This window comes from Streptomyces sp. NPDC038280, assembly GCF_055600045.1.
In genome coordinates this window covers 1-24,152 of record NZ_JBVJYZ010000007.1, presented here as the reverse complement: position 1 = coordinate 24,152, position 24,152 = coordinate 1, and the positions used below count along the sequence as shown (strand labels likewise).

Annotated in this window: 24 protein-coding genes; 11 read left to right on the top strand and 13 right to left on the bottom strand. The window is 70.8% G+C overall.

Annotation, left to right across the window (positions count from 1 at the left end):
- Positions 1–460: 460 nt before the first annotated feature.
- From ACZ7J0_RS16555 to ACZ7J0_RS16540, 4 genes are all read right to left on the bottom strand, one after another.
- A complete protein-coding gene (locus ACZ7J0_RS16555; protein WP_470887948.1) occupies positions 461–1,588 on the bottom strand; it encodes a hypothetical protein in 1,128 nt (375 codons plus the stop codon).
- On the bottom strand, positions 1,570–2,304 hold the full coding sequence (locus ACZ7J0_RS16550) for an ABC transporter ATP-binding protein (protein ID WP_470887947.1): 735 nt from the start codon (positions 2,302–2,304) through the stop codon (positions 1,570–1,572). Before ACZ7J0_RS16550 ends, ACZ7J0_RS16555 begins: the two co-directional genes overlap by 19 nt.
- Positions 2,305–2,500: 196 nt before the next feature.
- Complete coding sequence (locus ACZ7J0_RS16545; RefSeq protein ID WP_468706443.1) at positions 2,501–3,880, bottom strand: aspartate aminotransferase family protein; 1,380 nt, start codon at positions 3,878–3,880, stop codon at positions 2,501–2,503.
- Complete coding sequence (locus ACZ7J0_RS16540) at positions 3,865–4,356, bottom strand: Lrp/AsnC family transcriptional regulator (protein WP_468706440.1); 492 nt, start codon at positions 4,354–4,356, stop codon at positions 3,865–3,867. The genes ACZ7J0_RS16545 and ACZ7J0_RS16540 overlap by 16 nt, the downstream gene beginning before the upstream one ends.
- A 205-nt stretch (positions 4,357–4,561) precedes the next feature.
- Here ACZ7J0_RS16540 and ACZ7J0_RS16535 point away from each other — a divergent pair, with 205 nt between their 5' ends.
- The gene (locus ACZ7J0_RS16535) at positions 4,562–5,998 is read left to right on the top strand and encodes a gamma-aminobutyraldehyde dehydrogenase (protein WP_470887944.1); all 1,437 of its coding nucleotides are present in this window, start codon (positions 4,562–4,564) and stop codon (positions 5,996–5,998) included.
- Positions 5,999–6,141: 143 nt separating this feature from the next.
- Here the strand turns inward: ACZ7J0_RS16535 and ACZ7J0_RS16530 are convergent, their stop codons facing one another.
- The gene (locus tag ACZ7J0_RS16530) at positions 6,142–6,717 is read right to left on the bottom strand and encodes a TetR/AcrR family transcriptional regulator (RefSeq protein WP_470887942.1); all 576 of its coding nucleotides are present in this window, start codon (positions 6,715–6,717) and stop codon (positions 6,142–6,144) included.
- On the bottom strand, positions 6,714–7,076 hold the full coding sequence (locus tag ACZ7J0_RS16525; protein WP_470887940.1) for a DUF1304 domain-containing protein: 363 nt from the start codon (positions 7,074–7,076) through the stop codon (positions 6,714–6,716). Before ACZ7J0_RS16525 ends, ACZ7J0_RS16530 begins: the two co-directional genes overlap by 4 nt.
- A gap of 182 nt (positions 7,077–7,258) precedes the next feature.
- Here ACZ7J0_RS16525 and ACZ7J0_RS16520 point away from each other — a divergent pair, with 182 nt between their 5' ends.
- Genes ACZ7J0_RS16520 through ACZ7J0_RS16510 form a run of 3 tightly spaced genes read left to right on the top strand, consistent with a single transcriptional unit; the run spans position 7,259 to position 9,531 of the window.
- Positions 7,259–8,422, top strand: coding sequence for an ABC transporter substrate-binding protein (locus ACZ7J0_RS16520; RefSeq protein WP_470888344.1), 1,164 nt, complete (start codon positions 7,259–7,261; stop codon positions 8,420–8,422).
- 11 nt (positions 8,423–8,433) lie between these two features.
- Positions 8,434–8,955: an HXXEE domain-containing protein gene (locus tag ACZ7J0_RS16515; RefSeq protein ID WP_470887938.1), complete on the top strand. Its 522-nt coding sequence runs from the start codon at positions 8,434–8,436 to the stop codon at positions 8,953–8,955.
- A 30-nt stretch (positions 8,956–8,985) separates the two neighbouring features.
- Entirely contained in the window at positions 8,986–9,531 is a 546-nt protein-coding gene (locus ACZ7J0_RS16510) for a hypothetical protein (protein ID WP_470887937.1), read from the top strand.
- Positions 9,532–9,575: 44 nt separating this feature from the next.
- Here the strand turns inward: ACZ7J0_RS16510 and ACZ7J0_RS16505 are convergent, their stop codons facing one another.
- The 6 genes from ACZ7J0_RS16505 to ACZ7J0_RS16480 all read right to left on the bottom strand — a co-directional run bounded on the left by ACZ7J0_RS16505 (position 9,576) and on the right by ACZ7J0_RS16480 (position 15,259).
- Entirely contained in the window at positions 9,576–10,751 is a 1,176-nt protein-coding gene (locus ACZ7J0_RS16505) for a serine hydrolase domain-containing protein (protein ID WP_470887935.1), read from the bottom strand.
- A 95-nt stretch (positions 10,752–10,846) separates the two neighbouring features.
- Positions 10,847–11,554, bottom strand: a complete 708-nt coding sequence (locus ACZ7J0_RS16500) for a response regulator (RefSeq protein WP_470887933.1) — start codon at positions 11,552–11,554, stop codon at positions 10,847–10,849.
- The gene (locus ACZ7J0_RS16495; RefSeq protein WP_470887931.1) at positions 11,551–12,714 is read right to left on the bottom strand and encodes a sensor histidine kinase; all 1,164 of its coding nucleotides are present in this window, start codon (positions 12,712–12,714) and stop codon (positions 11,551–11,553) included. Before ACZ7J0_RS16495 ends, ACZ7J0_RS16500 begins: the two co-directional genes overlap by 4 nt.
- Positions 12,714–13,505 carry an SAM-dependent methyltransferase gene (locus ACZ7J0_RS16490; RefSeq protein WP_470887929.1) on the bottom strand — a complete coding sequence of 264 codons (792 nt, stop codon included), beginning with the start codon at positions 13,503–13,505 and terminating at the stop codon, positions 12,714–12,716. Before ACZ7J0_RS16490 ends, ACZ7J0_RS16495 begins: the two co-directional genes overlap by 1 nt.
- Entirely contained in the window at positions 13,502–14,194 is a 693-nt protein-coding gene (locus ACZ7J0_RS16485) for a glycerophosphodiester phosphodiesterase (RefSeq protein WP_470887927.1), read from the bottom strand. Before ACZ7J0_RS16485 ends, ACZ7J0_RS16490 begins: the two co-directional genes overlap by 4 nt.
- A gap of 39 nt (positions 14,195–14,233) precedes the next feature.
- Positions 14,234–15,259 carry an adenosine deaminase gene (locus ACZ7J0_RS16480; RefSeq protein ID WP_470887925.1) on the bottom strand — a complete coding sequence of 342 codons (1,026 nt, stop codon included), beginning with the start codon at positions 15,257–15,259 and terminating at the stop codon, positions 14,234–14,236.
- Between the two features lie 84 nt (positions 15,260–15,343).
- On the opposite strand from ACZ7J0_RS16480, the gene ACZ7J0_RS16475 reads away from it, so the two are divergent.
- Positions 15,344–16,072, top strand: coding sequence for a DUF4190 domain-containing protein (locus ACZ7J0_RS16475; protein WP_470887923.1), 729 nt, complete (start codon positions 15,344–15,346; stop codon positions 16,070–16,072).
- A 69-nt stretch (positions 16,073–16,141) separates the two neighbouring features.
- Here ACZ7J0_RS16475 and ACZ7J0_RS16470 read toward each other — a convergent pair whose 3' ends face one another.
- Complete coding sequence (locus ACZ7J0_RS16470) at positions 16,142–16,684, bottom strand: NADAR family protein (protein ID WP_470887922.1); 543 nt, start codon at positions 16,682–16,684, stop codon at positions 16,142–16,144.
- Between the two features lie 175 nt (positions 16,685–16,859).
- Here ACZ7J0_RS16470 and ACZ7J0_RS16465 point away from each other — a divergent pair, with 175 nt between their 5' ends.
- From ACZ7J0_RS16465 to ACZ7J0_RS16440, 6 genes are all read left to right on the top strand, one after another.
- Positions 16,860–18,374, top strand: coding sequence for a gamma-aminobutyraldehyde dehydrogenase (locus ACZ7J0_RS16465; protein WP_470887920.1), 1,515 nt, complete (start codon positions 16,860–16,862; stop codon positions 18,372–18,374).
- 47 nt (positions 18,375–18,421) lie between these two features.
- Positions 18,422–19,669, top strand: coding sequence for a polyamine ABC transporter substrate-binding protein (locus ACZ7J0_RS16460; RefSeq protein ID WP_468706418.1), 1,248 nt, complete (start codon positions 18,422–18,424; stop codon positions 19,667–19,669).
- A gap of 80 nt (positions 19,670–19,749) precedes the next feature.
- Entirely contained in the window at positions 19,750–20,904 is a 1,155-nt protein-coding gene (locus ACZ7J0_RS16455; RefSeq protein WP_470887917.1) for an ABC transporter ATP-binding protein, read from the top strand.
- Positions 20,901–21,818 carry an ABC transporter permease gene (locus ACZ7J0_RS16450; RefSeq protein ID WP_470887915.1) on the top strand — a complete coding sequence of 306 codons (918 nt, stop codon included), beginning with the start codon at positions 20,901–20,903 and terminating at the stop codon, positions 21,816–21,818. The genes ACZ7J0_RS16455 and ACZ7J0_RS16450 overlap by 4 nt, the downstream gene beginning before the upstream one ends.
- Positions 21,818–22,612: an ABC transporter permease gene (locus ACZ7J0_RS16445; RefSeq protein ID WP_470887913.1), complete on the top strand. Its 795-nt coding sequence runs from the start codon at positions 21,818–21,820 to the stop codon at positions 22,610–22,612. The genes ACZ7J0_RS16450 and ACZ7J0_RS16445 overlap by 1 nt, the downstream gene beginning before the upstream one ends.
- Positions 22,613–22,637: 25 nt before the next feature.
- Positions 22,638–24,056, top strand: a complete 1,419-nt coding sequence (locus tag ACZ7J0_RS16440) for an NAD(P)/FAD-dependent oxidoreductase (protein WP_470887911.1) — start codon at positions 22,638–22,640, stop codon at positions 24,054–24,056.
- The last annotated feature ends 96 nt before the right edge of the window (positions 24,057–24,152 follow it).

Here is a 24,152-nt window from a genome sequence, read left to right as displayed (position 1 = left end):
TGAGACGTGGCCGCGCGGGAGCCGGTCCCGGGCGGCTTGGCGCGGCAGGAACCGGTAGCGGCGCCCCCCGCCCGTACGCGGGACCGGCCTGCGTGGCCGGCCGTGGAGGTGGGACGCCTCGGCGCCGGACCATGGTGCGCGGGTCGGGTCCTCGCCACTGGGGCGCGGAACCGCGAGCGGTGCCGAGCGGGGGCAGGCCCGGCGGCCGCGCTGGTCGCGCGGACCATCAGGTGCCCGGGCGCCTTGGTGCTGCGGGAGGGACTGTCTCGAGCCCCCCGTACGCGGGACCGGCCTGCCTGGCCGGTCCGCTGCCGGGGTGGGTCCGGATCGGCGGGGGCGGGCGGCGGCCCGGCGCCGGTGATGCGTGGTCGCCCGTGGTGGCGCGGGCCTGCACCTGGCGGCGGCCCGGCCGATGAGGCGCGGTCCCCGTCGCCCCGCGCCGCCGAGGCGCCCCGGACCCTCAGCCCCTCAGAGGAACCGCCGCCAGTGCCGACACCGCCCACGTCAAGGGGGTAAAGACCAGAAGGAGGGTGCAGGCGCGCATGGTCGCCGCCGTGCGGAGGGCCGCGGGTGGGGCGCCCATGCGGAGGAGGGAGGCGGTGGCCTCCGCGCGTGCCTGTTTGGATTCCAGGGCCGCCGTCAGGAGGGTCGCCGTCGTGCAGGCCAGCACGAGCGAGCCGCCCAGGCCCGTCAGGGGGCCGAAGGGGGAGTGGAGGGTCGTCGCGGCGAGGCAGCCGGAGACGACCGCGCACACCACGCCCAGCGGGCGGCCGATGCGGCGGGCCTCGGTCATCAGGACGCGGCCCGCGAGGAGGCGGGTGGCGCCCGGGCGCATCGTCTGGAGGAGGCGGCCGCACAGGTGGGTGACGCCGGGGCCCGCGACCGCCAGACCCAGGGCCGTGAGGGCCCACCCCGCGAGGACGCCGGCCGGGCTGCCGTCGTAGTCGCCGGGCAGCGGCGTCGACGCGTTGCCGGTGTCGCGGCCCGCGTAGGTCTCCACCGCCAGGCCCACCGCCAGCAGCGCCACGCCCCACGGCAGGCCCGCCGGAGCGGCCGGCGGTCGGTCGTCCGGCAGCGGCCTGCGGGGCCGCAGTGCCACCGCCGCCGCGACCGACGAGAGGACCGGTACCAGCGCCAACAGGGTCAGCGCAGCGCCCAGCGGCAGGGGCTGGTCCGCGGCCAGCAGTTCGGCCGCCGCGCCGTCGAAGGGGAAGCCGGTGATGTCCCCCCGCAGATGCAGGTAGAACAGCAGCGCGACCGCGGAGCCGAGGGTGCAGGAGACGGCCGTCGACGCGGCCGCGACGGCCGTCAGCCGGCCGGGACCGAGCCCGACGGCGGAGTAGCCCGGCCGTGGCTGGGTGGTGGGGTCCGTCCGGGCCACGGCGACGGCGAAGTACACGGCGGTGGCGAGCGGGACCATGCACCACAGCAGCCGCGCCCAGGACATCGCCGGGTCGGTGGGGTGGCCCACGGCGTATCCGAGGGTGCACAGCAGCAGGAAGCCGACCCCCGCGCTGGCGGCGGCGACCAGGAGCCGCCGCAGCAGGACGAGGGGGTGGCTGCCGCGGGCTAGACGGAGAGCGAGCACGCGGTGATGCCCTCCGCCCCGGTCGGCCGACCGCCTGTGGAGTTCACGCGCCGCCCGTCGAGCAGCGCCACCGTCCGGTCGCCGAGCGTCGCGATCTCCGCGTCGTGCGTGGCGAGGACCACGGTGATGCGGTGCGAGCGCGCGGCGGTGGTGAGGGTGCGCAGGACCTGTGCCCCGTCCGCCCGGTGGAGCGTGGCCGTGGGCTCGTCCGCGTACAGCACGGACGGAGTGGTGACCAGCGCCCGGGCCAGGGAGATCCGCTGGCGCTCGGCCTGGAGCAGGGCGTGCGGCCGCTTGGCCGCGCAGCCGCCGATGTCCAGCCGCTCCAGCCACTCCATGGCCGTCGCCCTGGCGGCGCGCCGCGAGGAGCCGCGCAGCAGCAGGGGCAGGGCGGCGTTCTCCCAGGCGTTCAGTTCGGGGACGAGCTCGGGCTCCGGGCCGATCCAGCCGAAGCGCTCGCGGCGCAGCCGTTCGCGCTGGAGGGGGCTCATCGTGTGGACGGGGCTGCTGTTGAACCAGACTTCGCCCTGTTCGGCCACGAGCCGGCCGGACAGGCACTTCAGGAGTGTGGTCTTGCCCGAGCCGCGCGGGCCGGTCACCGCGAGGATCTCTCCCTCGCGGATGCCGAGGGAGACACCGCTCAGCGCGGGTGAGCCGCTCAGCGAGCAGTGCAGGGAACGCGCCCAGAGTACGTCGTTGTCAGGCGGGGCCACCATGGCGTACACCTCGGTATCTCGGTATCAGATCTGATCTGTCTTCCCCCGTCCGGGGGAACGAAGGGCGGGCCGATCGGTCACTGGGCACCGTAAGGATTCAGATCCGGGTGTACGGACAGCACGCGGCCCGGGTACGCCCCATCCACTCGGATGGAGGCATACTCGGGCCGTCACGCCGCGGGGGTCGGCGTGAAGATCAGAGCTTGGTCCAGGCCTCGGTGAGGGTGGCCCGGAGGATCTGCTCGATCTCGTCGAAGGTGGACTGGTCCGCGATCAGCGGCGGAGCCAGCTGGATGACCGGGTCGCCACGGTCGTCGGCACGGCAGTACAGACCGTTCTCGTACAGCGCCTTGGAGAGGAAGCCGTAGAGCACGCGCTCGGTCTCCTCGTCCGTGAAGGACTCCTTGGTGACCTTGTCCTTGACGAGCTCGATGCCGTAGAAGAAGCCGTTGCCGCGGACGTCGCCGACGATCGGAAGGTCGTGCAGCTTCTGCAGCGTCGAGAAGAAGTTGCCCTCCTGGTCCAGCACGTGCTGGTTCAGGCCCTCCTTGTCGAAGATGTCGAGGTTGGCGATCGCCACGGCGGACGAGACCGGGTGGCCACCGAAGGTGTAGCCGTGCAGGAAGGTGTTGTCGCCCTTGTAGAACGGCTCGGCGAGGCGGTCCGAGACGATGCATGCACCGATCGGGGAGTAGCCCGAGGTCATGCCCTTGGCGCAGGTGATCATGTCCGGCACGTAGCCGAACTTGTCACAGGCGAACATCGTGCCCAGGCGGCCGAAGGCGCAGATCGTCTCGTCCGAGACGAGCAGCACGTCGTACTGGTCGCAGATCTCGCGGACGCGCTGGAAGTACCCGGGCGGCGGCGGGAAGCAGCCACCGGCGTTCTGCACCGGCTCCAGGAAGACGGCCGCGACGGTCTCGGGGCCCTCGAAGAGGATCTGCTGCTCGATCTGGTCGGCGGCCCAGCGACCGAAGGCCTCGGGGTCGTCGCCGTGGATCGGGGCGCGGTAGATGTTGGTGTTCGGCACCTTGTGCGCGCCGGGGACCAGCGGCTCGAAGGGGGCCTTCAGGGCCGGCAGGCCGGTGATCGACAGGGCGCCCTGCGGGGTGCCGTGGTAGGCGACCGCGCGCGAGATGACCTTGTACTTGGTGTGCTTGCCCTGCAGCTTGAAGTACTGCTTGGCGAGCTTCCAGGCGGTCTCGACGGCCTCGCCGCCACCGGTGGTGAAGAAGACCTTGTTCAGGTCACCGGGGGCGTACTGCGCCAGACGCTCGGCGAGCTCGACGGCCTTGGGGTGCGCGTACGACCACACGGGGAAGAACGCGAGCTCCTGGGCCTGCTTGTACGCGACCTCGGCAAGCTCCTGGCGGCCGTGTCCGGCGTTGACCACGAACAGGCCGGCCAGACCGTCGAGGTAGCGCTTGCCCTTGTCGTCGAAGATGTAGGTGCCCTCACCACGCACGATGGTGGGGACAGGCGAGTTCTCGTACGACGACATGCGGGTGAAGTGCATCCACAGGTGGTCGTAGGCGGTCTTGGAGAGGTCCTTGCTCACGGCTATCGGGTTCCCCACATATAGGTCTGCTTCTTGAGCTTGAGGTAGACGAAGCTCTCGGTGGAGCGCACGCCGGGGAGGGTGCGGATGCGCCTGTTGATCACATCCAGCAGGTGGTCGTCGTCCTCGCAGACGATTTCCACCATCAGGTCGAACGAGCCCGCGGTCATCACCACGTACTCGCACTCGGCCATCTCGGTCAGTGCGTCGGCGACCGGATCCAGATCACCCTCGACGTTGATGCCGACCATCGCCTGCCGCCGGAATCCCACGGTGAGCGGGTCGGTGACGGCGACGATCTGCATGACTCCCTGGTCGAGCAGCTTCTGGACGCGCTGCCGCACGGCCGCTTCGGAGAGGCCCACGGCCTTGCCGATGGCGGCGTACGGACGGCGACCGTCCTCCTGGAGCTGTTCGATGATCGCCAGGGAGACGGCATCGATCGTCGGGGACGAACCGTTTCCGGTCCTGGATTCTGCGCTTCGACTGGCCACACCTTCACTCTGCACCGAGACTCGTCTGTCACGCAACCCCAAACCGATGAAATTCGTTGTTGAAGTATCGTGATCTTACCGAATCCGAAGTTGTGGGGGGTCGGGACTGTCGAAAGCGTCCCCTGAGCGACTAGGGTGGGATGTCTCATCCCTCGGACACTCCGAGGGCATCCGAGCTAGGACAGAACGACAGGAGGGCTGGCACGTGACCACCGAGCTGCGCCGGCTGCGTAACTACATCAACGGGGAATTCCGGGACGCCGCCGACGGGAGGACGATCGACGTCGTCAACCCGGCCACGGGCGAGGTGTACGCCACGTCGCCGCTGTCCGGTCAGGCCGACGTCGACGCCGCGATGGACGCCGCCGCGGCCGCGTTCCCCGCATGGCGGGACACCACCCCGGCCGAGCGCCAGAAGGTACTGCTGAGGATCGCGGACGCCTTCGAGGAGCGGGCCGAGGAACTCGTCGCCGCCGAGGTCGAGAACACCGGCAAGCCGGCCGGCCTCACCGCGAGCGAGGAACTGCCGCCGATGGTGGACCAGATCCGCTTCTTCGCCGGCGCCGCCCGGATGCTCGAAGGCCGTTCGGCCGGCGAGTACATGGAGGGGATGACCTCCATCATCCGCCGCGAGCCCGTCGGCGTCTGCGCCCAGGTGGCGCCCTGGAACTACCCGATGATGATGGCCGTGTGGAAGTTCGCCCCGGCGCTCGCCGCGGGCAACACGGTCGTCCTCAAGCCGTCCGACACGACCCCGGCGTCGACCGTCCTGATGGCCGAGATCATCGGGCAGATCGTCCCCAAGGGCGTCTTCAACGTCCTGTGCGGCGACCGCGAGACGGGCCGCGCGATGGTCGAGCACCCGACCCCGGCGATGGCCTCCATCACCGGTTCCGTACGGGCGGGCATGCAGGTCGCCGAGTCGGCGGCCAAGGACGTCAAGCGCGTCCACCTGGAGCTGGGCGGCAAGGCGCCGGTCGTCGTCTTCGAGGACACCGACATCGCCAAGGCCGTCGAGGACATCTCGGTGGCGGGCTTCTTCAACGCGGGCCAGGACTGTACGGCCGCGACCCGCGTGCTGGTCCACGAGTCCATCCACGACGAGTTCGTGTCCGCCCTGGCCAAGGCCGCGGCCGACACCAAGACCGGTCAGCCGGACGACGAGGACGTGCTCTACGGTCCGCTCAACAACGCCAACCAGCTCGCGCAGGTGACCGGCTTCATCGAGCGGCTCCCCGCGCACGCCAAGGTCGAGGCGGGCGGCCACCGGGTCGGCGACAAGGGCTACTTCTACGCCCCGACCGTCGTCTCCGGCCTCAAGCAGGACGACGAGATCATCCAGAACGAGGTCTTCGGCCCGGTCATCACCGTCCAGCCCTTCCGCGACGAGGAGCAGGCGCTGGAGTACGCGAACGGCGTCGAGTTCGCCCTCGCGTCCTCGGTGTGGACCAAGGACCACGCCCGGGCGATGCGGATGTCGAAGTCGCTGGACTTCGGCTGTGTGTGGATCAACACCCACATCCCGCTGGTCGCCGAGATGCCGCACGGCGGATACAAGAAGTCCGGCTACGGCAAGGACCTGTCCGCGTACGGCTTCGAGGACTACACGCGCATCAAGCACGTGATGACGTCGCTCGGCTGACGGTTCCTCACCCGCACGACGAAGCGGCCCCGGCGATCCTCCGCCGGGGCCGCTCCCGTCCGTCCGCTCCCGTCGTTCCTACCGAGTCCCGCCGGGATGTCCCGCCCTGCGTGCGCCGTCGGGGATTCCCCGCGAGGCCCGCCTCAGGCGCGGTGCAGGGCCAGCAGCACCCGCCAGACCTGGCCCGCCATCTCCCGGGCGTGGTCTTCCGGACCCCCGTCCGGCTCGCCGAGAAGACCGTTGATCCAGTCCGCCAGCAGTCCCGTGAAGGTGGCGGCGACCGCCGAGGCCATCAGTTCGGCGTTCGGGGAGCCCGCCAACCGCCGCTCGCGCAGGCTGCGTTCCCGCAACTCGCGGTGGAGCAGCTCACCCAGCGGGCCGCCGCCGCCCGGTAGCAGCAGCGCCCGGTAGAGGGCCCCGCGCTGCGCGACGCCGGCGAAGAAGGCGAGCAGCGCCGGCGGTGGTGCGTCCGGGGCGGGCGTCCCGCGCCAGGCGTGCAGCGCCTCCACCGCGTCGCGGACGACCTCGGCGCAGGCGTCGACGGCCAGGGCCCGCAGGTCCGGGTAGTGGAGATAGAAGGTGGCCCGGCCGACGCCGGCGCGGCGTACCAGGGCGGCCACCCCGACCTCGTCGAGCGGGCGTTCGGCGCACTCCCGCAGCAGGGCGAGCCGCAGCTTCTCGCGGGTGCGGGCCGCCCTCGGATCGGCCGCCGCGCTCATCCGGCCGCCAGGACGGCGGCCAGGGCGAGCGCCCCGGGCAGGGCCTGGGCGACGAGGATGCGCCGGTTGGCGGTCGCGCCGCCGTAGATCCCGGCGACCACCACACAGCCGAGGAAGAAGATCCGCACGTGGTACCCGGTCGGGTCGGCGGCGATGAGGCCCCAGACCAGACCCGCGGCGAGAAAGCCGTTGTAGAGGCCCTGGTTGGCGGCGAGGGGAGCGGTGGCGCGAGCCATGTCCGCGTCGAAGCCGGAGAGCCCGCGCCCGGGCGCCCGCTCCCACAGGAACATCTCCAGCACCAGGATGTAGACGTGCAGGGCGGCGACCAGAGCGACCAGTACATGCGCGGCCACGTTCATCGGGGTACGTCCTTTCTGGACAGGTGTCCAGTAAGTATAGACACACGTCCAGGAGTGCGCGGCGAGGGTGAGGGGGCGACAGGGTGTCGTCCGGGGAGCACCCCGCCGGGACGCAGCGTCCATTGCCGCGCCCGCACGGGCCCCGGCATCCTTCCGAGGTGCGAGCGATCCCGAATGAACTCATGTCCCGGCGGTCCCTCCTGCGCGGCCTCGGCGCCTCGGCTGCCGGAGTCGCTCTCGCCGGATGCGGGGTGCCGGCCGCCTACGTCGAGCCGGGCGACCGGGGCGGGCGGGACCTCTCCGCGCACGACGGAGCGCTCGACTTCGCCAACTGGCCGCTGTACATCGACACCGATGACGACGACACCTCCGCGCGCCCCACGCTCGCCGCCTTCACGGAGCGGACCGGGATCTCCGTCCGCTACACCGAGGAGATCAACGACAACGACGAGTTCTTCGGGAAGATCAGCCCGGCTCTGATGAACCATCAGGAGACCGGCCGCGATCTCGTGGTCATCAGCGACTGGATGGCCGCCCGGTTCGTACGCCTCGGCTGGGTGCAGGAGATGGACCGCTCCAGGCAGCCGAACATCTCCAGGTACCTCGACCCGCAGCTCGCCTCGCCCGCGTTCGACCGGGGGCGCACGCACAGCGTGCCCTGGCAGTCCGGGATCACCGGAATCGCCTACAACCGCGAGAAGCTCGGCCGGGAGATCAAGTCCACACAGGACCTGTGGGCCCGTGACCTGCGCGGCAAGGTCACCCTGCTGTCCGGGCTCGACGAGTCCTTCGCGCTGCTGATGCAGGGCCAGGGAGTCGACGTGACCCGGTGGACCGCCGACGACTTCCACGACATGTGCGAGCGGATCGAGGGGCTGGTGCGCGACAAGCACATCCGCCGCTTCACCGGCAACGACTACATCAAGGACCTGTCGACCGGGGACGTCCTCGCCTGCCAGGCGTACTCGGGCGACGTCATCCAGCTCCAGGCCGACAACCCGGAGATCGAGTTCGTGGTCCCGGAGGAGGGAGCCGAGCTCTGGGCGGAGAGCCTGATGATCCCCAACCTCGCACGCCACAAGGCCAATGCCGAACAGCTCGTGGACTACTACTACGAGCCCGAGGTCGCCGCCGAGCTGGCCGCGTGGGTCAACTACGTCTGTCCCGTCCCGGCCGCCCGCGACGTCCTCGCCGGCTCCAAGGACAAGGAGCTCGCGGCGCTCGCCGAGGACCCGCTGATCTTTCCCGACGGCGCGATGCGTCAACGTCTCGCGATCGCCCGGGACATCACGTCCGAGGAGCGGGCCGGGTTCGCGAAGCGATGGAACTCGATCGCCGGTCTGTGAGTTGTCGGGGCATGAACTCAGCTGTCACCTATGGGCTCTTGGCGGCGTGGGCGCTGCACGACGCCGAGGAGCTCGCCTTCGGGCCGCGCTGGGTGCGGGAGAACCTCCCCGCCCTGCGCGAGCGGTTCCCGGGTGTCCCCGAGAAGGTGTGGAAGGCCATGGAGGCCGTGGACGAGCGGGAGTTCGCCGTCGCGGTCGGCGTCATGGGAGCGGTCGTGGCCTCCGCCGCCGTCGCCGGCCACCGCTCCGGGGGCCGGTCCGCCTTCTACCAGGGTGCTCTCAACGGCTTCGGCCTGCACGGTCTGGTGCATCTCGCCCAGGCCGCCGCCGTCCGCGGCTACACCCCCGGATCGGCGACCTCGCCGCTGCTCGTCGTCCCCTTCACCCTCTGGGCGCGGGGCCGCCTGCGGCGCGAGGGCGTCCTGAAGCCGGCGCGGGCGCGCGACGTCGTGACGGGTCTGGCGGTGGCGGCGGGCGCCACCGTGTTCTCGCACGCGATCGCCCGGAAGGTCAGCGGACACCCCAGTTTTTGAACGTGTTCATGCGGGGCGTACGCTGCGGACATGAGCGAGACCGACGGGCCGAGAGCCCTCCTGCGGCGCATCCGCGTGTGGTTGGCCGTCTTCATCGTCTGCCTGGTCCTGAGCGGGCTGACCGCCTTCCCCCTCGTCACCGAACTGCGGCTGGTGGAAGACGCGTTGAGCTCCTGGGCCGCCCCCGCCGCCGACACCTTCCCGGGTCTCGCGCAGTGGATCGAGCGAGTCCGGGTCGGCCTCGACGTCACCGACGCCGAGCACCCCTTCCTGCTGTACGGCACCGACTGGCTCGCCTTCGCGCACCTCGTCATCGCCGTCGCCTTCTACGGCCCCTACCGCGACCCCGTCCGCAACATCTGGGTGATCGAATTCGGCATGATCGCCTGCGCGGGGATCATCCCGCTCGCCCTGATCTGCGGACCGATCCGCGGCATCCCCTTCTGGTGGTCGGTCATCGACATGTCCTTCGGGGTCTTCGGGGTGATCCCGCTGCTCGTCGTGCGCCGCATGATCAAGCGGCTGGAGACGCTGACGCGGGCTGCCGGGGGGCAGCCCGCGCCCGCGGCCGCCTGACCCACCGGCGGCGCGGACCATGACCGCGGGACCGGTGACCGGGGTCAGACGGTGGGCCTGCCGAAGGTGGCCACCATGACGTTCAGCGCCGTGGCGTTCGTGTCCTGCCCCTTCGCGCTCGTCGCGTTGACGCTGTAGACGAGGGTGCGGGAGAGATCGCGGGTGGCCGCCACGGCCGCGTTGTAGCCCCAGCGGCCGCCCGTCTTGCCCCACACCTCCCGCCCGCCCAGCTTCTTCATGGCCAGGCCCGCGGAGAACGCGGCCGGTCCACCGGACGTGAAGTCCCGGACGCCCGCGCCCGGCAGCGTGAACATCTCCTCGAGGAGCGGGCCGCGCACCACCTGTCCCCGGAACAGCGCCGTCGTGAACCGCTCCAGGTCCGCGGTGGTGGAGATGATGTCACCCGCCGCCCAGCCGTCCGTCGTCCCCCACACCGACACGTCCCGCAGCCCGGTCGTGCCGTCTTCCAGACGCATTGTCTGGTAGCCGTGGTTGTGCGGGCCGTGGATCCGGGGATCGGCGCCCGGGAAGGACGTGCCGCGCAGCCCGAGCGGCTGCAGCACGCGCTGCGCCACCTGGTCCTCGAACCGGTCGCCGGTCACCCGCTCGATCAGCAGCCCCGCGATCGTGTAGCCGATGTTGAGGTAATGCTGCTTCTCGCCCGGGGCGAACTCCGGCCCCTTGGCCGTCGCCGAGCGGACCATGTCACGCGGGTCGTGCCGGACGAAACGGTTCGCGTACCACTCCTCGACCGTGCTCCCGGCGAAGTCCGGAGCCGGGATGCCGTGCGTGTGGTTGAGCAGCTGTCGGACGGTGACCCTGCCGTAGGCCGCCGGGATCAGTTCCGGAAGGTACGAGCGGGCCGACCGGTCGAGGTCCAGCCTGCCCTCCGTCGCCAGCTGCAGCGCCACTGCCGCCGTGAACACCTTCGTCACCGAGCCGGCCCGGAAGCGGGCCCGCGGGTCCGCCGCCCGGCCGCTGCGCAGATCGTGCACCCCGGAGCTGCCGAGCCAGGCGCCCTCGGTGCCCCCGACCCGTACCAGCGCGGCGGTCGCCCCGGCGTTCGGCAGCCCGGCGATCGCGGCCTCCAGGGCGGCGTCCGTCTGCCGCGCGGACACGACCGCCGGCGCCTGGTCCGCGGCGGCCGGAAGGACCGAGGGGCCCGCGGCGACCCCGAGGACGAGGGCCGCGGCGATCAGGGCGCGGGTACGGCTGTTCATGGTCAACTCCTGGGACGTGAGCCGTCGTTCTGACGGACTCCATCCTGTTGACCAGCGGCTTCGCGCGAATCGCCGCGGCGGGCGGTCTTCCGCGGTCACTTCCTCGCCGGTGCGGGGGAGGCGGCCGGTCCCCCGCCTCCCCCGGCCGGGGGAGAGCCCGCCGCGATCAGCCCCGTCTCGTACGCGCAGATGACCGCCTGGATCCGGTCCCGCAACCCCAGCTTGGCGAGCACATGACCCACATGCGTCTTGACGGTGTGCTCGCTGACCACCAGGGACACGGCGATCTCGGCGTTCGACAGCCCCCGCGCGAGCAGCAGCAGCGTCTCGCGCTCCCGGCCCGTCAGCACATCCAGCCGGGGGTCGGGGCGGGAGGTACGCGGCGCCGGCCTCGTGTACTCCTCGATCAGCCGGCGCGCCACGGACGGGGCCAGCAGCGAATCCCCCCGCGCCACCACCCGCACCGCGTGCACCAGATCGTCCCGGCGGACGTCCTTGAGGAGAAAGCCGCTCGCACCCGCGTGCAGCGCCTCGTAGACGTACTCGTCCGAGTCGAAGGTCGTCAGCATCACAGTGCGGCACCCGGTCGCGCTGATCGCGCGGCAGGCCTCGATGCCGTCCACGCGCGGCATCCGGATGTCGAGCAGCGCCACATCGGGACCGTGGCGGCGCACCGCCTCCACGGCCTCGGCGCCGTCACCCGCCTCCGCGACCACGTCGATGTCCGGCTGGGCGCCCAGGATCATCGCGAAGCCACTGCGGACCAGCTCCTGGTCGTCGGCCACCACCACACGGATCGTCAACTCCCCACCTCCGCCGAGGAGGGTACGGGGATGCGGACCCGTACCTCGAACCCGCGGCCGTCCGGCCCCGGCCCGGTGACCGCCGTGCCGCCGTGCGCGGCCGCCCGTTCCCGGACGCCGATCAGCCCGTGCCCGCCACCGGACGCGCCGCCCGGCCCGCGTCCGTCGTCGGTCACCGAGATCTCCAGGATCCTTGGGCCGTACGTGAGAGCGACGCGGGCGGTCCGGGCGTCCGCGTGCTTCACCACGTTCGTCAGTGACTCCTGGACGATCCGGTGCACCGTCGCCTCCAGCGCCGCGGGCAGCGGGCGCGCCTCGCCCCGGGGGTCGTACTCCACCCGCAGTCCGCTCGCCCGCACCCGCTCCACCAGCTCGGGCAGGGCGGCGAGGTCCGGCTGCGGGGCCCGCGGGGCGTCGCCGCTCGCCCGGTCGTCCCGCAGCACGCCCAGGATCCGCCGCAACTGCGCCATGGCGTCCCGGCCCGCCTCCGAGATGGCGTCGAAGGCGGCCTCCGCCCGATCCGGCGCCGTCCGCACGGCCACCGGGCCCGCCTCCGCCTGCACGATCATCAGGCTCACGGCGTGGGACAGGATGTCGTGCATCTCCCGGGCGATCCGGGCGCGTTCGCGCGCGGCGGCCTGCTCGGCCTCGATCCGGTTCGCCCGCCGGCGCGTGTCGGTCAGGCGGCCGAAGACGTACGCGGCGGCGAAGACGAACAGGGAGAACGTCAGCTCCCTCGCCGACCGGGTGTTGAGCCAGACCGACATGGGCACCGCCACCACGAGCAGGGCCAGCGTGAAGAGCCGCTTCGCGGGCGGCGAGAGCTCGGCGATCGTGTAGACGATGACCAGACCGGTGTAGGGGAGGGGCTGGCCGGGGCCCTCCAGGGCCAGCTTGTATAGCGCGCTCGCCGCCAGGATCGCGAAGAGGACGGCGAGCGGGGCCCGGCGCCGCCAGACCAGCGGCACGACGGTGAGCGTGGTCAGCCCGTACGCGGGCCAGGTCGCCGGCTCCAGCTCGGGCGGGCGCGGCACCACGAACGGCATCGTCATCGCCGCCTGCACCACCAGCGCGATCCCGGTGTCCACGGCTCGCGGATGGGACCCGGACAGGGCCCGGACCCGGCGCCACCGCCCTCGTATCTCTCTCTGGACGTCCACTACGGCTTGCGGCCCACCGCGCCGAACTGCGCCACTTCGGACGCCGACGCGAACCGCCAGCGCGCGCAGGAGACGATGCCTGGCTCCAAGATCTCCAGACCGTCGAGGAACGAGGTGAACTCGGCGCGGGTACGGGCCCTGATCGGCGGGGTCGCGTTCTCGTTCCAGAACGCCATCGCCGCCACGTTCCCCTCGCCGCCGAGCTCCGGCTCCAGCGTCGGATGGGTGAGGACGAGATGGCTGCCCGACGGCATCGCGTCCATCAGCGTCCGCACGATGGCCCGCGCCTCGCCGGTGTCCAGGACGAAGTTGAGGATGCCCAGCATTATCACCGCGACCGGCTGCTCCAGGTCCAGCGTCGCCGCGGCCCCCTCGAGGATCTTCCGTGGCTGGTGGGCGTCCGCGTCGAGGTACTCGGTGACGCCCTCCGGGGAGCTGGTCAGCAGGGCGCGCGCGTGCGTCAGGACGATCGGGTCGTTGTCGACGTAGACGACACGCGCCCGGGGGGCGATGCGCTGCGCCACCTCATGGGTGTTGTCGACGGTGGGAAGCCCCGTACCGATGTCCAGGAACTGCCGGATCCCCGCCTCACCCGCGAGATGCGTCACCGTCCGGCCCAGGAACGCCCGGTCCGCGCGCGCGACTTCGCCGATGCTCGGATACATCCCGGTGACCTGGTCACCGACCGCCCGGTCCACCGGGTAGTTGTCCTTGCCGCCCAGCCAGTAGTTCCAGACCCTGGCGTTGTGCGCGATGTCGGTGCGGATGCGGCCGTTCGTCGGATCCGTCACGCCGGCGATCCCTTCCGTAGTACGGCGGTCAGCGCTTCCACACGGTTGGTCGTGATCGCGTCCACCCCGTGCGCGATCAGCCTACGCATGGTGCGCTTGGTGTCCGCGGTCCACGCCGAGACCAGCAGGCCGTCCCGGTGCACCCGCTCGGCCAGCTCCCGACTCACCAGCCCGAAGCGGTAGTTGAGCCAGCGCGGCTTCACCGCGTCGAGCAGCGCGGGACGCGCCGGCGCCAGGGTGTCCCAGGTGAGCGCCACCGCGGCGCCGGGATCGGCGGCCCGGACCTGGAGCATCGCGGTGGGGCCGCCCGTGTAGGACGTACGCTCGCCGGCGCCGCACTCGCGGACCGTGCCGACGATGTCCCGGACCGCCGCCTCCGTCGCGCCCGGCAGATCGAGCATCAGGGGCGACGGACCGGCGGCGAGCAGCGCCTCGCGCAGCGTCGGGACACCGCCCCCGGTCAGCCCCGTCACCTCGGCGTGGGTCAGCGTGCCCAGCGGACGGTCGTGGCCCCACAGTCGCTTGAGCGTGGCGTCGTGCAGCAGCACGGGCACGCCGTCGCGGGTGAGCCGGACGTCGACCTCGACGATGTCCGCGCCCTTCCCGATCGCGGAGGCGATCGAGAAGAGCGTGTTCTCGCGGGCCCGGTAGGGGTCGCCGCGGTGGCCTACGACAGTGACGGTGCGCATGGCCCCCATTGTCACCGCCGGGGGCGCGCGCCGCGGTGCTTACCGCGCCGCGAAGGCCTCGGTGTAGGTGTCGATCTCCGCGGCGATCCGCGCCTTGCCCGCCGGGTCAAGGAACGACGCCTCGACGGCGTTCTTCGCGAGCGCGGCGAGGCCCCGCTCGTCGAGGTCGAGCAGCCGGGCCGCCACCGCGTACTCGTTGTTGAGGTCGGTGCCGAACATCGGCGGATCGTCGCTGTTGATGGTCACCAGGACGCCGGCGCGCACCATCTCCTTGATGGGGTGCAGGTCGAGGTCGGTGACGGCGCGGGTGGCGATGTTGGAGGTGGGGCAGACCTCCAGCGGGATCCGGTGCTCGGCCAAGTGCGCGAGGAGCTCCGGGTCCTGGGTGGCGCTGGTGCCGTGGCCGATGCGCTCGGCCCGCAGATCGGTCAGCGCGTCCCAGATGGTCTGGGGGCCCGTCGTCTCACCGGCGTGCGGGACGCTGTGCAGCCCGGCGGCGATGGCCCGGTCGAAGTACGGCTTGAACTGGGGACGCGGGACGCCGATCTCAGGACCGCCGAGCCCGAAGGAGACCAGGCCCTCGGGGCGCAGGTCGACGGCGAGCCGCGCGGTCTCCTCGGCGGACTCCAGTCCCGCTTCGCCGGGGATGTCGAAGCACCAGCGGAGAACGACCCCGAGCTCGGCCTCGGCCGCCTTGCGGGCGTCCTCGATCGCCTCCATGAAGGCCCGCTCGTCGATGCCGCGGCGGGTCGAGCTGAACGGGGTGATCGTCAGCTCCGCGTAGCGGATGTTCTGCCGCGCCATGTCACGGGCGACCTCGAAGGTCAGCAGCCGGACGTCCTCCGGGGTGCGGACCAGATCGACGACCGAGAGGTAGACCTCGACGAAGTGGGCGAAGTCGGTGAACGTGAAGTAGTCACGGAGCGCCTCGGGGTCGGTGGGGACCTTCGAGTCGGGGTGTCGGGCGGCCAGCTCGGCGACGATCCGGGGCGAGGCGGAGCCGACGTGGTGGACATGCAGCTCGGCCTTGGGAAGCCCTGCGATGAAGGAGTGGAGATCGGTCATCCGATCATCGTAGGCCGGGCGGGGGCGGGCAGGCCGGGGCCCGGGACCACGTCGTAGCATGGCGGAACACGATGGGGGAGGCACATGTCTGAGCAGAGCGACCAGCCGCCGGGTGGGCATCGGCCCGTGGACCCGTGGGCGCCGCCGGAGAGCCGGACACCGCAGGACAGGGTCGAGCTGGGCAAGCCCCCGACGCCGCCGGCGCAGCCGACGGTCCACGACCAGCCGACGATGGTGGGCGGCTTCGGCGCTCCGGACCCCGGCGCCGTCCCGCCGCCGCCGATCGCACCGGGCGGCCCGGACCCCGGCCCGTACGGCTACCCCCCGGCCGCCGCCCAGCCCGGTCCGGGTGTCGACCCGTACGGCTACCCCCCGGCCGCCGCGCAGCCCGGCCCGGGCTTCGGCTATCCCGGGTATCCGGGGTACCCCGGATACGGTCAGACCGGCTGGCAGCAGAGCCCCGCCAACGGCATGGGCGTCACGGCGATGGTCCTCGGGATCATCGCCACGGCCGGTTTCTGCATGTACGGCCTCGGCGTCATCCTCGGCGTCCTCGCGCTGATCTTCGGCATCATCGGCCGCAAGCGGGTCCAGCGCGGCGAGGCCACGAACGGCGGGATGGCCATCGCGGGCATCATTCTGGGCGCGATCGGCTTCGTGCTCAGCGCGGCGTTCCTCGCGTTCCTCGTCTGGGCGATCGTCCAGGACGTGGAGCATGACAGCTTCGACGACGACGACTACGACTCGTACTCGACGTCACGCATCGTGAACGACGCGTACCCGACGTCACTGGTCGGGAACGCCCGCGGCTGACGCGGCGCGGGGGCCGAGCGGCCCCCGCACGGCCGGCCGGTCCGCGTGGACCGCCCGGCACCGCGCCGGCTAGCTCAGCCTCTCCCTCGCCTCCATCAGCGCGAACCCGAGCAGATTGAGCCCCCGCCACCGGCTCGGGTCCTCGGCGCGCGGGTCGTCGGCGGCCAGTCCGATGCCCCAGATCCGGTCCATCGGGCTCGCCTCCACCAGGACCCGCTCGCCCGTGCCCACCAGGAAGTCCCGCAGCTCGGGCCGGGACGCGAACTTGTGCACGCTGCCCTCGACGACGATGGCGAACCGCTCGCGCTTCCACACCGTCTCGTCGAAGCCGCGCACCAGGCGCCCCGCCTTCTTGGCCTGCGCCGGGCCCGCCGCACCGACGGCCTCCCGCTCGGCGTCCGCGTCCCCGAAGAGCCGCGCCTTGGACGCCATCATCCAGTGCTCCGCCGTCGCGTAGACGACGCCGTCGACGGTGAACGGCGACGGCCACCACTGGCTCAGACAGCTCGCTCCGAGCGTCCCGTCCCTGCGTGGCGTGTGCCCCCAGAAATGCAGATACTTGACCGTCTTACCCCTGCTGACCTGCTCGATCAGCTCGTCTCTTGTCCCCATACACGCGAGTCTGGCATCTGCCACGGACACTCCGTACGGAGATATTCGGACGGCCTCGACAGATGGTCCACCGATTCCGTCGCGTAACCAAAAGGCAACAACGGAATCCCTTGTTGGACTCGGCCAGCTCTGTCAGGATCGGCACTCAATTCGAGCCGGAACAACGGAGAGCGTCATGGGCAACCGCTTCCAGGTGCAGGACCGCTTCGCGGACGGCGCGCAGTACATCGCCGGACGGCTGCGGCCCGGCACCTCGGGCCAGGAGCACAGCGTCGTCGACCCGGCGACCGGTGAGAGCGTCCACACCTACGAGCTCGCCGGCACCGCCGACGTGGACGCCGCCGTCGCCGCCGCGCGCGAGGCCTTCACCGACTGGGCGGGCGCCACCCCCGGCGAGCGCTCCGACGCGATGCACCGCTTCGCGGGGGTCCTCGCCGAGCGGGCGGAGGAGTTCGCCCGGGCCGAGTCGCTCCAGTGCGGCAAGCCCATCAAGCTGACCACCGAGTTCGACGTGCCGGGCACGGTCGACAACACCGCCTTCTTCGCGGGGGCCGCCCGGCACCTCCAGGGCCAGTCGGCGGCCGAGTACAGCGGCGACCACACCTCGTACGTCCGCCGCGAGCCCATCGGCGTCGTCGGCTCCATCGCGCCCTGGAACTACCCCCTCCAGATGGCCGCCTGGAAGGTCCTCCCGGCGATCGCCGCGGGCAACACCATCGTGCTCAAGCCCGCCGAACTGACGCCGCTCACCTCGCTGATGTTCGCCCAGGCGGCGACCGAGGCGGGAATCCCCGACGGCGTCGTCAACATCGTCACCGGCGCCGGACGCACCGCCGGTGAGCACCTGGTCGGGCACCCGGACGTGGCGATGACCTCCTTCACCGGCTCCACCCCGGTCGGCAAGCGCGTCGCCGAGATCGCCACCTCGACCGTCAAGCGCCTCCACCTGGAGCTGGGCGGCAAGGCGCCCTTCGTCGTCTTCGACGACGCCGACCTGGACGCCGCGGTGAACGGCGCCGTCGCCGGCTCGCTCATCAACACCGGCCAGGACTGCACCGCCGCCACACGCGCCTACGTCCAGCGCCCGCTCTACGACGCCTTCGTCGAGCGGGTGGCGGCGCTCATGGAGACCGTCCGGCTGGGCGACCCGTTCGACCCGGCCACCGACCTGGGGCCGCTGATCAGCCACGCCCAGCGCGACCGGGTCGCCGGCTTCGTCGACCGGGCCCGCTCCTACGCCACCGTCGTCACCGGCGGCGAAGCCCCCGGCGGGGAACTGAAGAACGGCGCCTACTACCGGCCGACCCTGGTCGCCGGCGCCGCGCAGGACAGCGAGATCGTCCAGTCCGAGATCTTCGGGCCGGTCCTGGTCGTGCTGCCCTTCGACAGCGACGAGGAGGGGATCCGGCTGGCCAACGACACCCCCTACGGCCTCGCCGCCTCCGCCTGGAGCCGCGACGTCTACCGCGCCAACCGCGCAACCCGCGAGATCAAGGCGGGCTGTGTGTGGATCAACGACCACATCCCGATCATCAGCGAGATGCCCCACGGCGGCTCCAAGGCCTCCGGGTTCGGAAAGGACATGTCCGTCTACTCCTTCGAGGAGTACACGCAGGTCAAGCACGTGATGTACGACAACACCGCGGTGGTCCGCAAGGACTGGCACCGCACGATCTTCGGGGACCGATAGTCATCAGCCGTCCGACCACGGCGAACCATCCCGAAAGGGCACAGCGCATGGAGCAGTACGAGTCCGACAGCCTCTCCGCGGCCCAGCTGGCCGCGATGCGGCGCAGCCTGACGAGCGGCCGGGGCGCCCTCAGCCGCCGTTCGGTGCTGCGTGCCGGCGGCGTCGGCGCGCTCACTCTCGGCTCTCTCGCCGGGCTGAGCGCCTGCGGCATCCCACCCGCGAAGCGGGAGGGCGAGTCCCCCTCCTCGACGGACTTCTCGGCCAAGGAGAAGCAGCTCAGCTTCTCCAACTGGACCGAGTACATGGACGTCAGCGAGGACGAGAAGTCCCGCCCCACCCTGGAGGCGTTCACCAAACGCACCGGGATCAAGGTCAAGTACACCGAGGACATCAACGACAACGTCGAGTTCTTCGGCAAGATCAAGCCTCAGCTCGCGGCGGGCCAGGACACCGGACGCGACCTCATCTGTGTCACGGACTGGCTGGCGGCCCGCCTGATCAGGCTCGGCTGGGCGCAGAAGCTCGACCCGTCGAACCTCCCGCACGCCTTCGCCAACCTGTCCTCCCAGTTCCGCCGTCCCGACTGGGACCCGGGCCGCGCCTACTCCTACCCCTGGACCGGCATCTCCACGGTCATCGCCTACAACGTCAAGGCGACCGGCGGCAAGAAGGTCGACTCCGTCAGCCAGCTCCTGGACGACCCCACCCTCAAGGGCCGGGTCGGCTTCCTGACCGAGATGCGCGACTCGGTCGGCATGACGCTGATCGACATGGGCAAGGACCCGGGCTCCTTCAAGGACGCCGACTTCGACGCGGCACTCGGCCGGCTGCAGAAGGGCGTCGACAAGAAGCAGATCCGGCGCTTCACCGGCAACGACTACACCTCCGACCTGGACAAGGGCGACCTCGCCGCCTGTCTCGCCTGGGCCGGTGATGTCATCCAGCTGCAGGCCGACAACCCGGACATCAAGTACGCGATCCCCGCGGCCGGTTACATCACCTCCAGCGACAACCTGCTGGTCCCCGCCAAGGCCCGGCACAAGGCCAACGCGGAGAAGCTCATCGACTACTACTACGAGCTCCCGGTCGCCGCGCAGCTGGCCGCCTACATCAACTACGTCTGTCCGGTGGACGGCGTGAAGGACGAGCTCGCGAAGATCGATCCCGAACTCGCGAACAACACGCTGATCCTCCCCGACAAGGCGATGGCCGCGAAGTCCCGTGCCTTCCGCTCGCTGAGCAGCGCCGAAGAGACGGCATACGAGGAGAAGTTCGCCAAGCTCATCGGCGCCTGAGCCTCGCCCGCGGCGGCGAGCCGCGCGGGCGGTGCCCCCGTCTTCCAGCCAGCCCCTTCAAGAATCTGGGATCACCACCCATGACTGACACGAACACCGGCGGCGATGTCCGTCTCACCGGGATCAGCAAGACGTACGGCGCCTTCACCGCCGTGCACCCGCTCGACCTGACCGTTCCGCAGGGTTCCTTCTTCGCGCTGCTCGGCGCCTCCGGCTGCGGCAAGACCACCACGCTGCGCATGATCGCGGGCCTGGAGGAGCCGACGTCCGGCACCGTCTTCCTCGGCGACCGCGACGTCACGAACCTCCCCCCGTACAAGCGCCCGGTCAACACGGTCTTCCAGTCGTACGCGCTCTTCCCGCACCTCGACATCTACGAGAACATCGCGTTCGGCCTGCGCCGGCGCGGCGTCAAGTCGGTGCAGAAGCAGGTCGGCGACATGCTCGACCTCGTCCAGCTCGGCGACAAGGCCAAGAACAAGCCGCACCAGCTCTCCGGCGGCCAGCAGCAGCGCGTCGCCGTCGCCCGCGCGCTGATCAACCACCCCCAGGTGCTCCTCCTCGACGAGCCGCTCGGCGCCCTCGACCTCAAGCTGCGCCGCCAGATGCAGCTGGAACTCAAGCGCATCCAGACCGAGGTCGGCATCACCTTCGTCCATGTCACCCACGACCAGGAGGAGGCCATGACCATGGCCGACACGGTCGCGGTGATGAACGGCGGACGCGTCGAGCAGCTCGGTGCCCCCGCCGATCTGTACGAGAACCCGAAGACCACCTTCGTCGCCAACTTCCTCGGCACCTCGAACCTCATCGAGGCGGAGGTCGTCGAGGCCGGCGCCGAGGTCATCGTGTCGGCGGGCGGGGGCAAGCTGCGGATGCCCGCCGAGCGATGTGCGTCGGTCAGCGACACCCGCAGCGGCGGAAAGCTGCTGGTGGGCGTCCGCCCGGAGAAGATCTCGCTCGCTCACGCCGACGACGCGAGCGCCATCTCCGACGGACGCAACCGGGTCACCGGCCGGATCGTCGACTCCTCCTTCATCGGAGTGTCCACGCAGTACGTCGTCGACAGCCCGGCGGGCAGCGGGCTGCAGGTGTACGAGCAGAACATCGAGCGCGACACCCGGCTCACCCCCGGCGCCGAAGTGGTCCTGCACTGGAACCCCACGCACACCTTCGGCCTGGACGCGGCCCAGGCCATCGACGCGGGCGTGGAAAAGGTGGAGGACGGCGCGTGACGATCACCGAGACACCCCCCGAGGCGGCCCTCGCGGTGCGCAAGGCGCCCACCCGCAAGCGGCTCGTTCCGTACTGGCTGCTGCTCCCCGGCATCCTCTGGCTGCTGGTCTTCTTCGCGCTGCCGATGATCTACCAGGCCTCGACCTCCGTGCAGACCGGCTCCCTGGAGAAGGGCTTCGCGGTCACCTGGCACTTCCAGACGTACTGGGACGCCTTCCAGGAGTACTACCCGCAGTTCATCCGGTCCCTGCTGTACGCCGGCACCGCCACCCTGCTGTGTCTGCTCCTCGGCTATCCGCTGGCGTACATGATCGCCTTCAAGGCGGGCCGCTGGCGCAATCTCGTCCTGGTGCTGGTCATCGCGCCGTTCTTCACCAGCTTCCTGATCCGCACGCTGGCGTGGAAGACGATCCTCGCCGACGGCGGCGCGGTCGTCGGCGTCCTGGACACGCTGCACATCCTGGACGTCACCAGCTGGCTCGGATGGACCGAGGGCAGCCGGGTGCTCGCCACCCCCATGGCGGTCGTCTGCGGTCTGACGTACAACTTCCTGCCGTTCATGATCCTTCCGCTCTACACCTCTCTGGAGCGGATCGACGGACGGCTGCACGAGGCCGCGCGCGACCTCTACGCGTCGCCCGCGACCACCTTCCGCAAGGTGACGTTCCCGCTGTCCATGCCCGGCGTCGTCTCGGGCACGCTGCTCACCTTCATCCCGGCGAGCGGCGACTACGTCAACGCGGAACTCCTCGGCTCCACCGACACCAAGATGGTCGGCAACGTCATCCAGTCGCAGTTCCTGCGGGTCCTGGACTATCCGACCGCCGCCGCGCTGTCCTTCATCCTCATGGCGATCGTGCTGCTCATGGTCACCGTCTACATCCGCCGAGCGGGAACGGAGGACCTGGTCTGATGCGCTGGCTGCGAAAGAACCTGGTCGTCATCGCGGGCCTGCTGACGCTCGCGTACATGATCGTGCCGAACGTCGTCGTGATGGTGTTCTCCTTCAACAAGCCGAAGGGGCGCTTCAACTACGCGTGGCAGGAGTTCTCCCTGGACGCCTGGAAGGACCCCTGCGGCGTCGCCGACATGTGCGGCTCGCTCACCCTGTCGCTCCAGATCGCCGCATGGGCGACGGTCGGCGCGACCCTCCTCGGCACGATGATCGCCTTCGCGCTGGTCCGCTACCGCTTCCGGGCGCGCGGCGCGATCAACTCGCTCATCTTCCTGCCGATGGCGATGCCCGAGGTCGTCATGGCCGCCTCGCTGCTGACGCTCTTCCTCAACATGGGCGCCGAGCTGGGGTTCTGGACGGTCCTGATCGCCCACATCATGTTCTGCCTGAGCTTCGTCGTCACCGCCGTCAAGGCGCGCGTGATGTCCATGGACCCCCGTCTGGAGGAGGCCGCGCGCGATCTCTACGCGGGCCCGGTGCAGACCTTCCTGCGGGTCACCCTGCCCATCGCCGCGCCCGGCATCGCCGCAGGTGCGCTGCTCGCCTTCGCGCTCTCGTTCGACGACTTCATCATCACCAACTTCAACGCGGGCTCGACCGTGACCTTCCCCATGTTCGTGTGGGGATCGGCGCAGCGCGGTACACCCGTGCAGATCAACGTCATCGGTACGGCGATGTTCGTCATCGCGGTACTGGTGGTGGTCGTCGGTCAGCTGGCCGGCAACCGGCGCAAGAAGACAGCGACACCCTGAGTAGGTTCTGAAGGAGTTGGAAACCATGGCCCCAGCTGCCATGCGTACTGCTGCACAATCGCTCTCCGACGCCCAGCCCGTCCCCTTCTGGCTGGAGGACCCGGGCAAGCCGGGCGCCCTGCCCGCACTCACCACCACCGAGCGCTGCGACCTCCTGGTCGTCGGTGGCGGCTACAGCGGACTGTGGACCGCGCTCCTCGCCAAGGAGCGCGACCCCGCGAGGGACGTCGTACTGATCGAGGGGCGCGAGGTGGGCTGGGCCGCCTCGGGCCGCAACGGCGGCTTCTGTGCCGCCTCCCTCACCCACGGCTTCGGCAACGGCCTGGCCCGCTGGCCGGGCGAGCTCGCGAAGCTGGAGGAGCTCGGCGCGCGCAATCTCGATGCCATCGAGACGGCGGTCGCTTCCTACGGCATCGACTGCGGGTTCGAGCGGACCGGCGAGATCGACGTCGCCACCGAACCGCACCAGGTCGACGAGCTCCGCGAGATGTACGAGGAGGCCGAGCGCCTCGGTCTCGCGGACGGCCTGGAACTCCTGGACGCCGCGGCCGTACGTGCCGAGGTCGACTCCCCGACGTTCCTCGGGGGGCTGTGGGACCGCCGGGGCGTGGCCATGGTCGACCCGGCGAAGCTGGCCTGGGGTCTGAAGCAGGCGTGTCTCGGCCTGGGCGTGCGGATCTACGAGAACACCCGCGGCCTCGACCTCGTGGCGAACGGGTCGGGAATGGCCGTGCGCACCCCCTACGGCCGGGTGCTCGCCCGCCGGGTCGCGCTCGGCACGAACGTCTTCCCGTCGCTGGTCAAGCGGGTGCGCGCGTACACCGTCCCGGTCTACGACTACGCGCTCATGACCGAGCCGCTCAGTCCCGAGCAGCTCGCGTCGATCGGCTGGAAGAACCGCCAGGGCCTCGGCGACAGCGCCAACCAGTTCCACTACTTCCGCATCACCGCCGACCACCGCATCCTGTGGGGCGGCTACGACGCGATCTATCCCTTCGGCGGCCGTCTCAGCGCGGAACTCGACCACCGCCCGGAGACGTACCTGAAGCTCGCCGAGCACTTCTTCCGCTGCTTCCCGCAGCTGGAGGGACTCCGCTTCAGCCACGCCTGGGGCGGCGCGATCGACACCTGCTCCCGCTTCTCCGCCTTCTTCGGGACGGCGCACGCGGGGAAGGTGGCGTACGCGGCCGGCTTCACGGGCCTCGGCGTCGGCGCGACCCGCTTCGGCGCCGATGTGATGCTCGATCTGCTGTCGGGGGAGCGGACGGAGCGTACGTCCCTGGAGATGGTCCGCTCCAAGCCGCTGCCGTTCCCGCCCGAGCCGATCGCCTGGGCCGGGATCGGGATCACCAAGTGGTCGCTGGCCCGCGCCGACGAGCGGGGCGGGCGGCGCAACCTCTGGCTGCGGACGATGGACCGCTTCGGTCTCGGATTCGACAGCTAGGTGTATTGATCACGAGCGTTGTTGACAGTCGCGGGTCTTGATCATGGCGAAGACCTCCGGTGTGGTGGAGCTGTCTAGGAACACACCACGCACGGA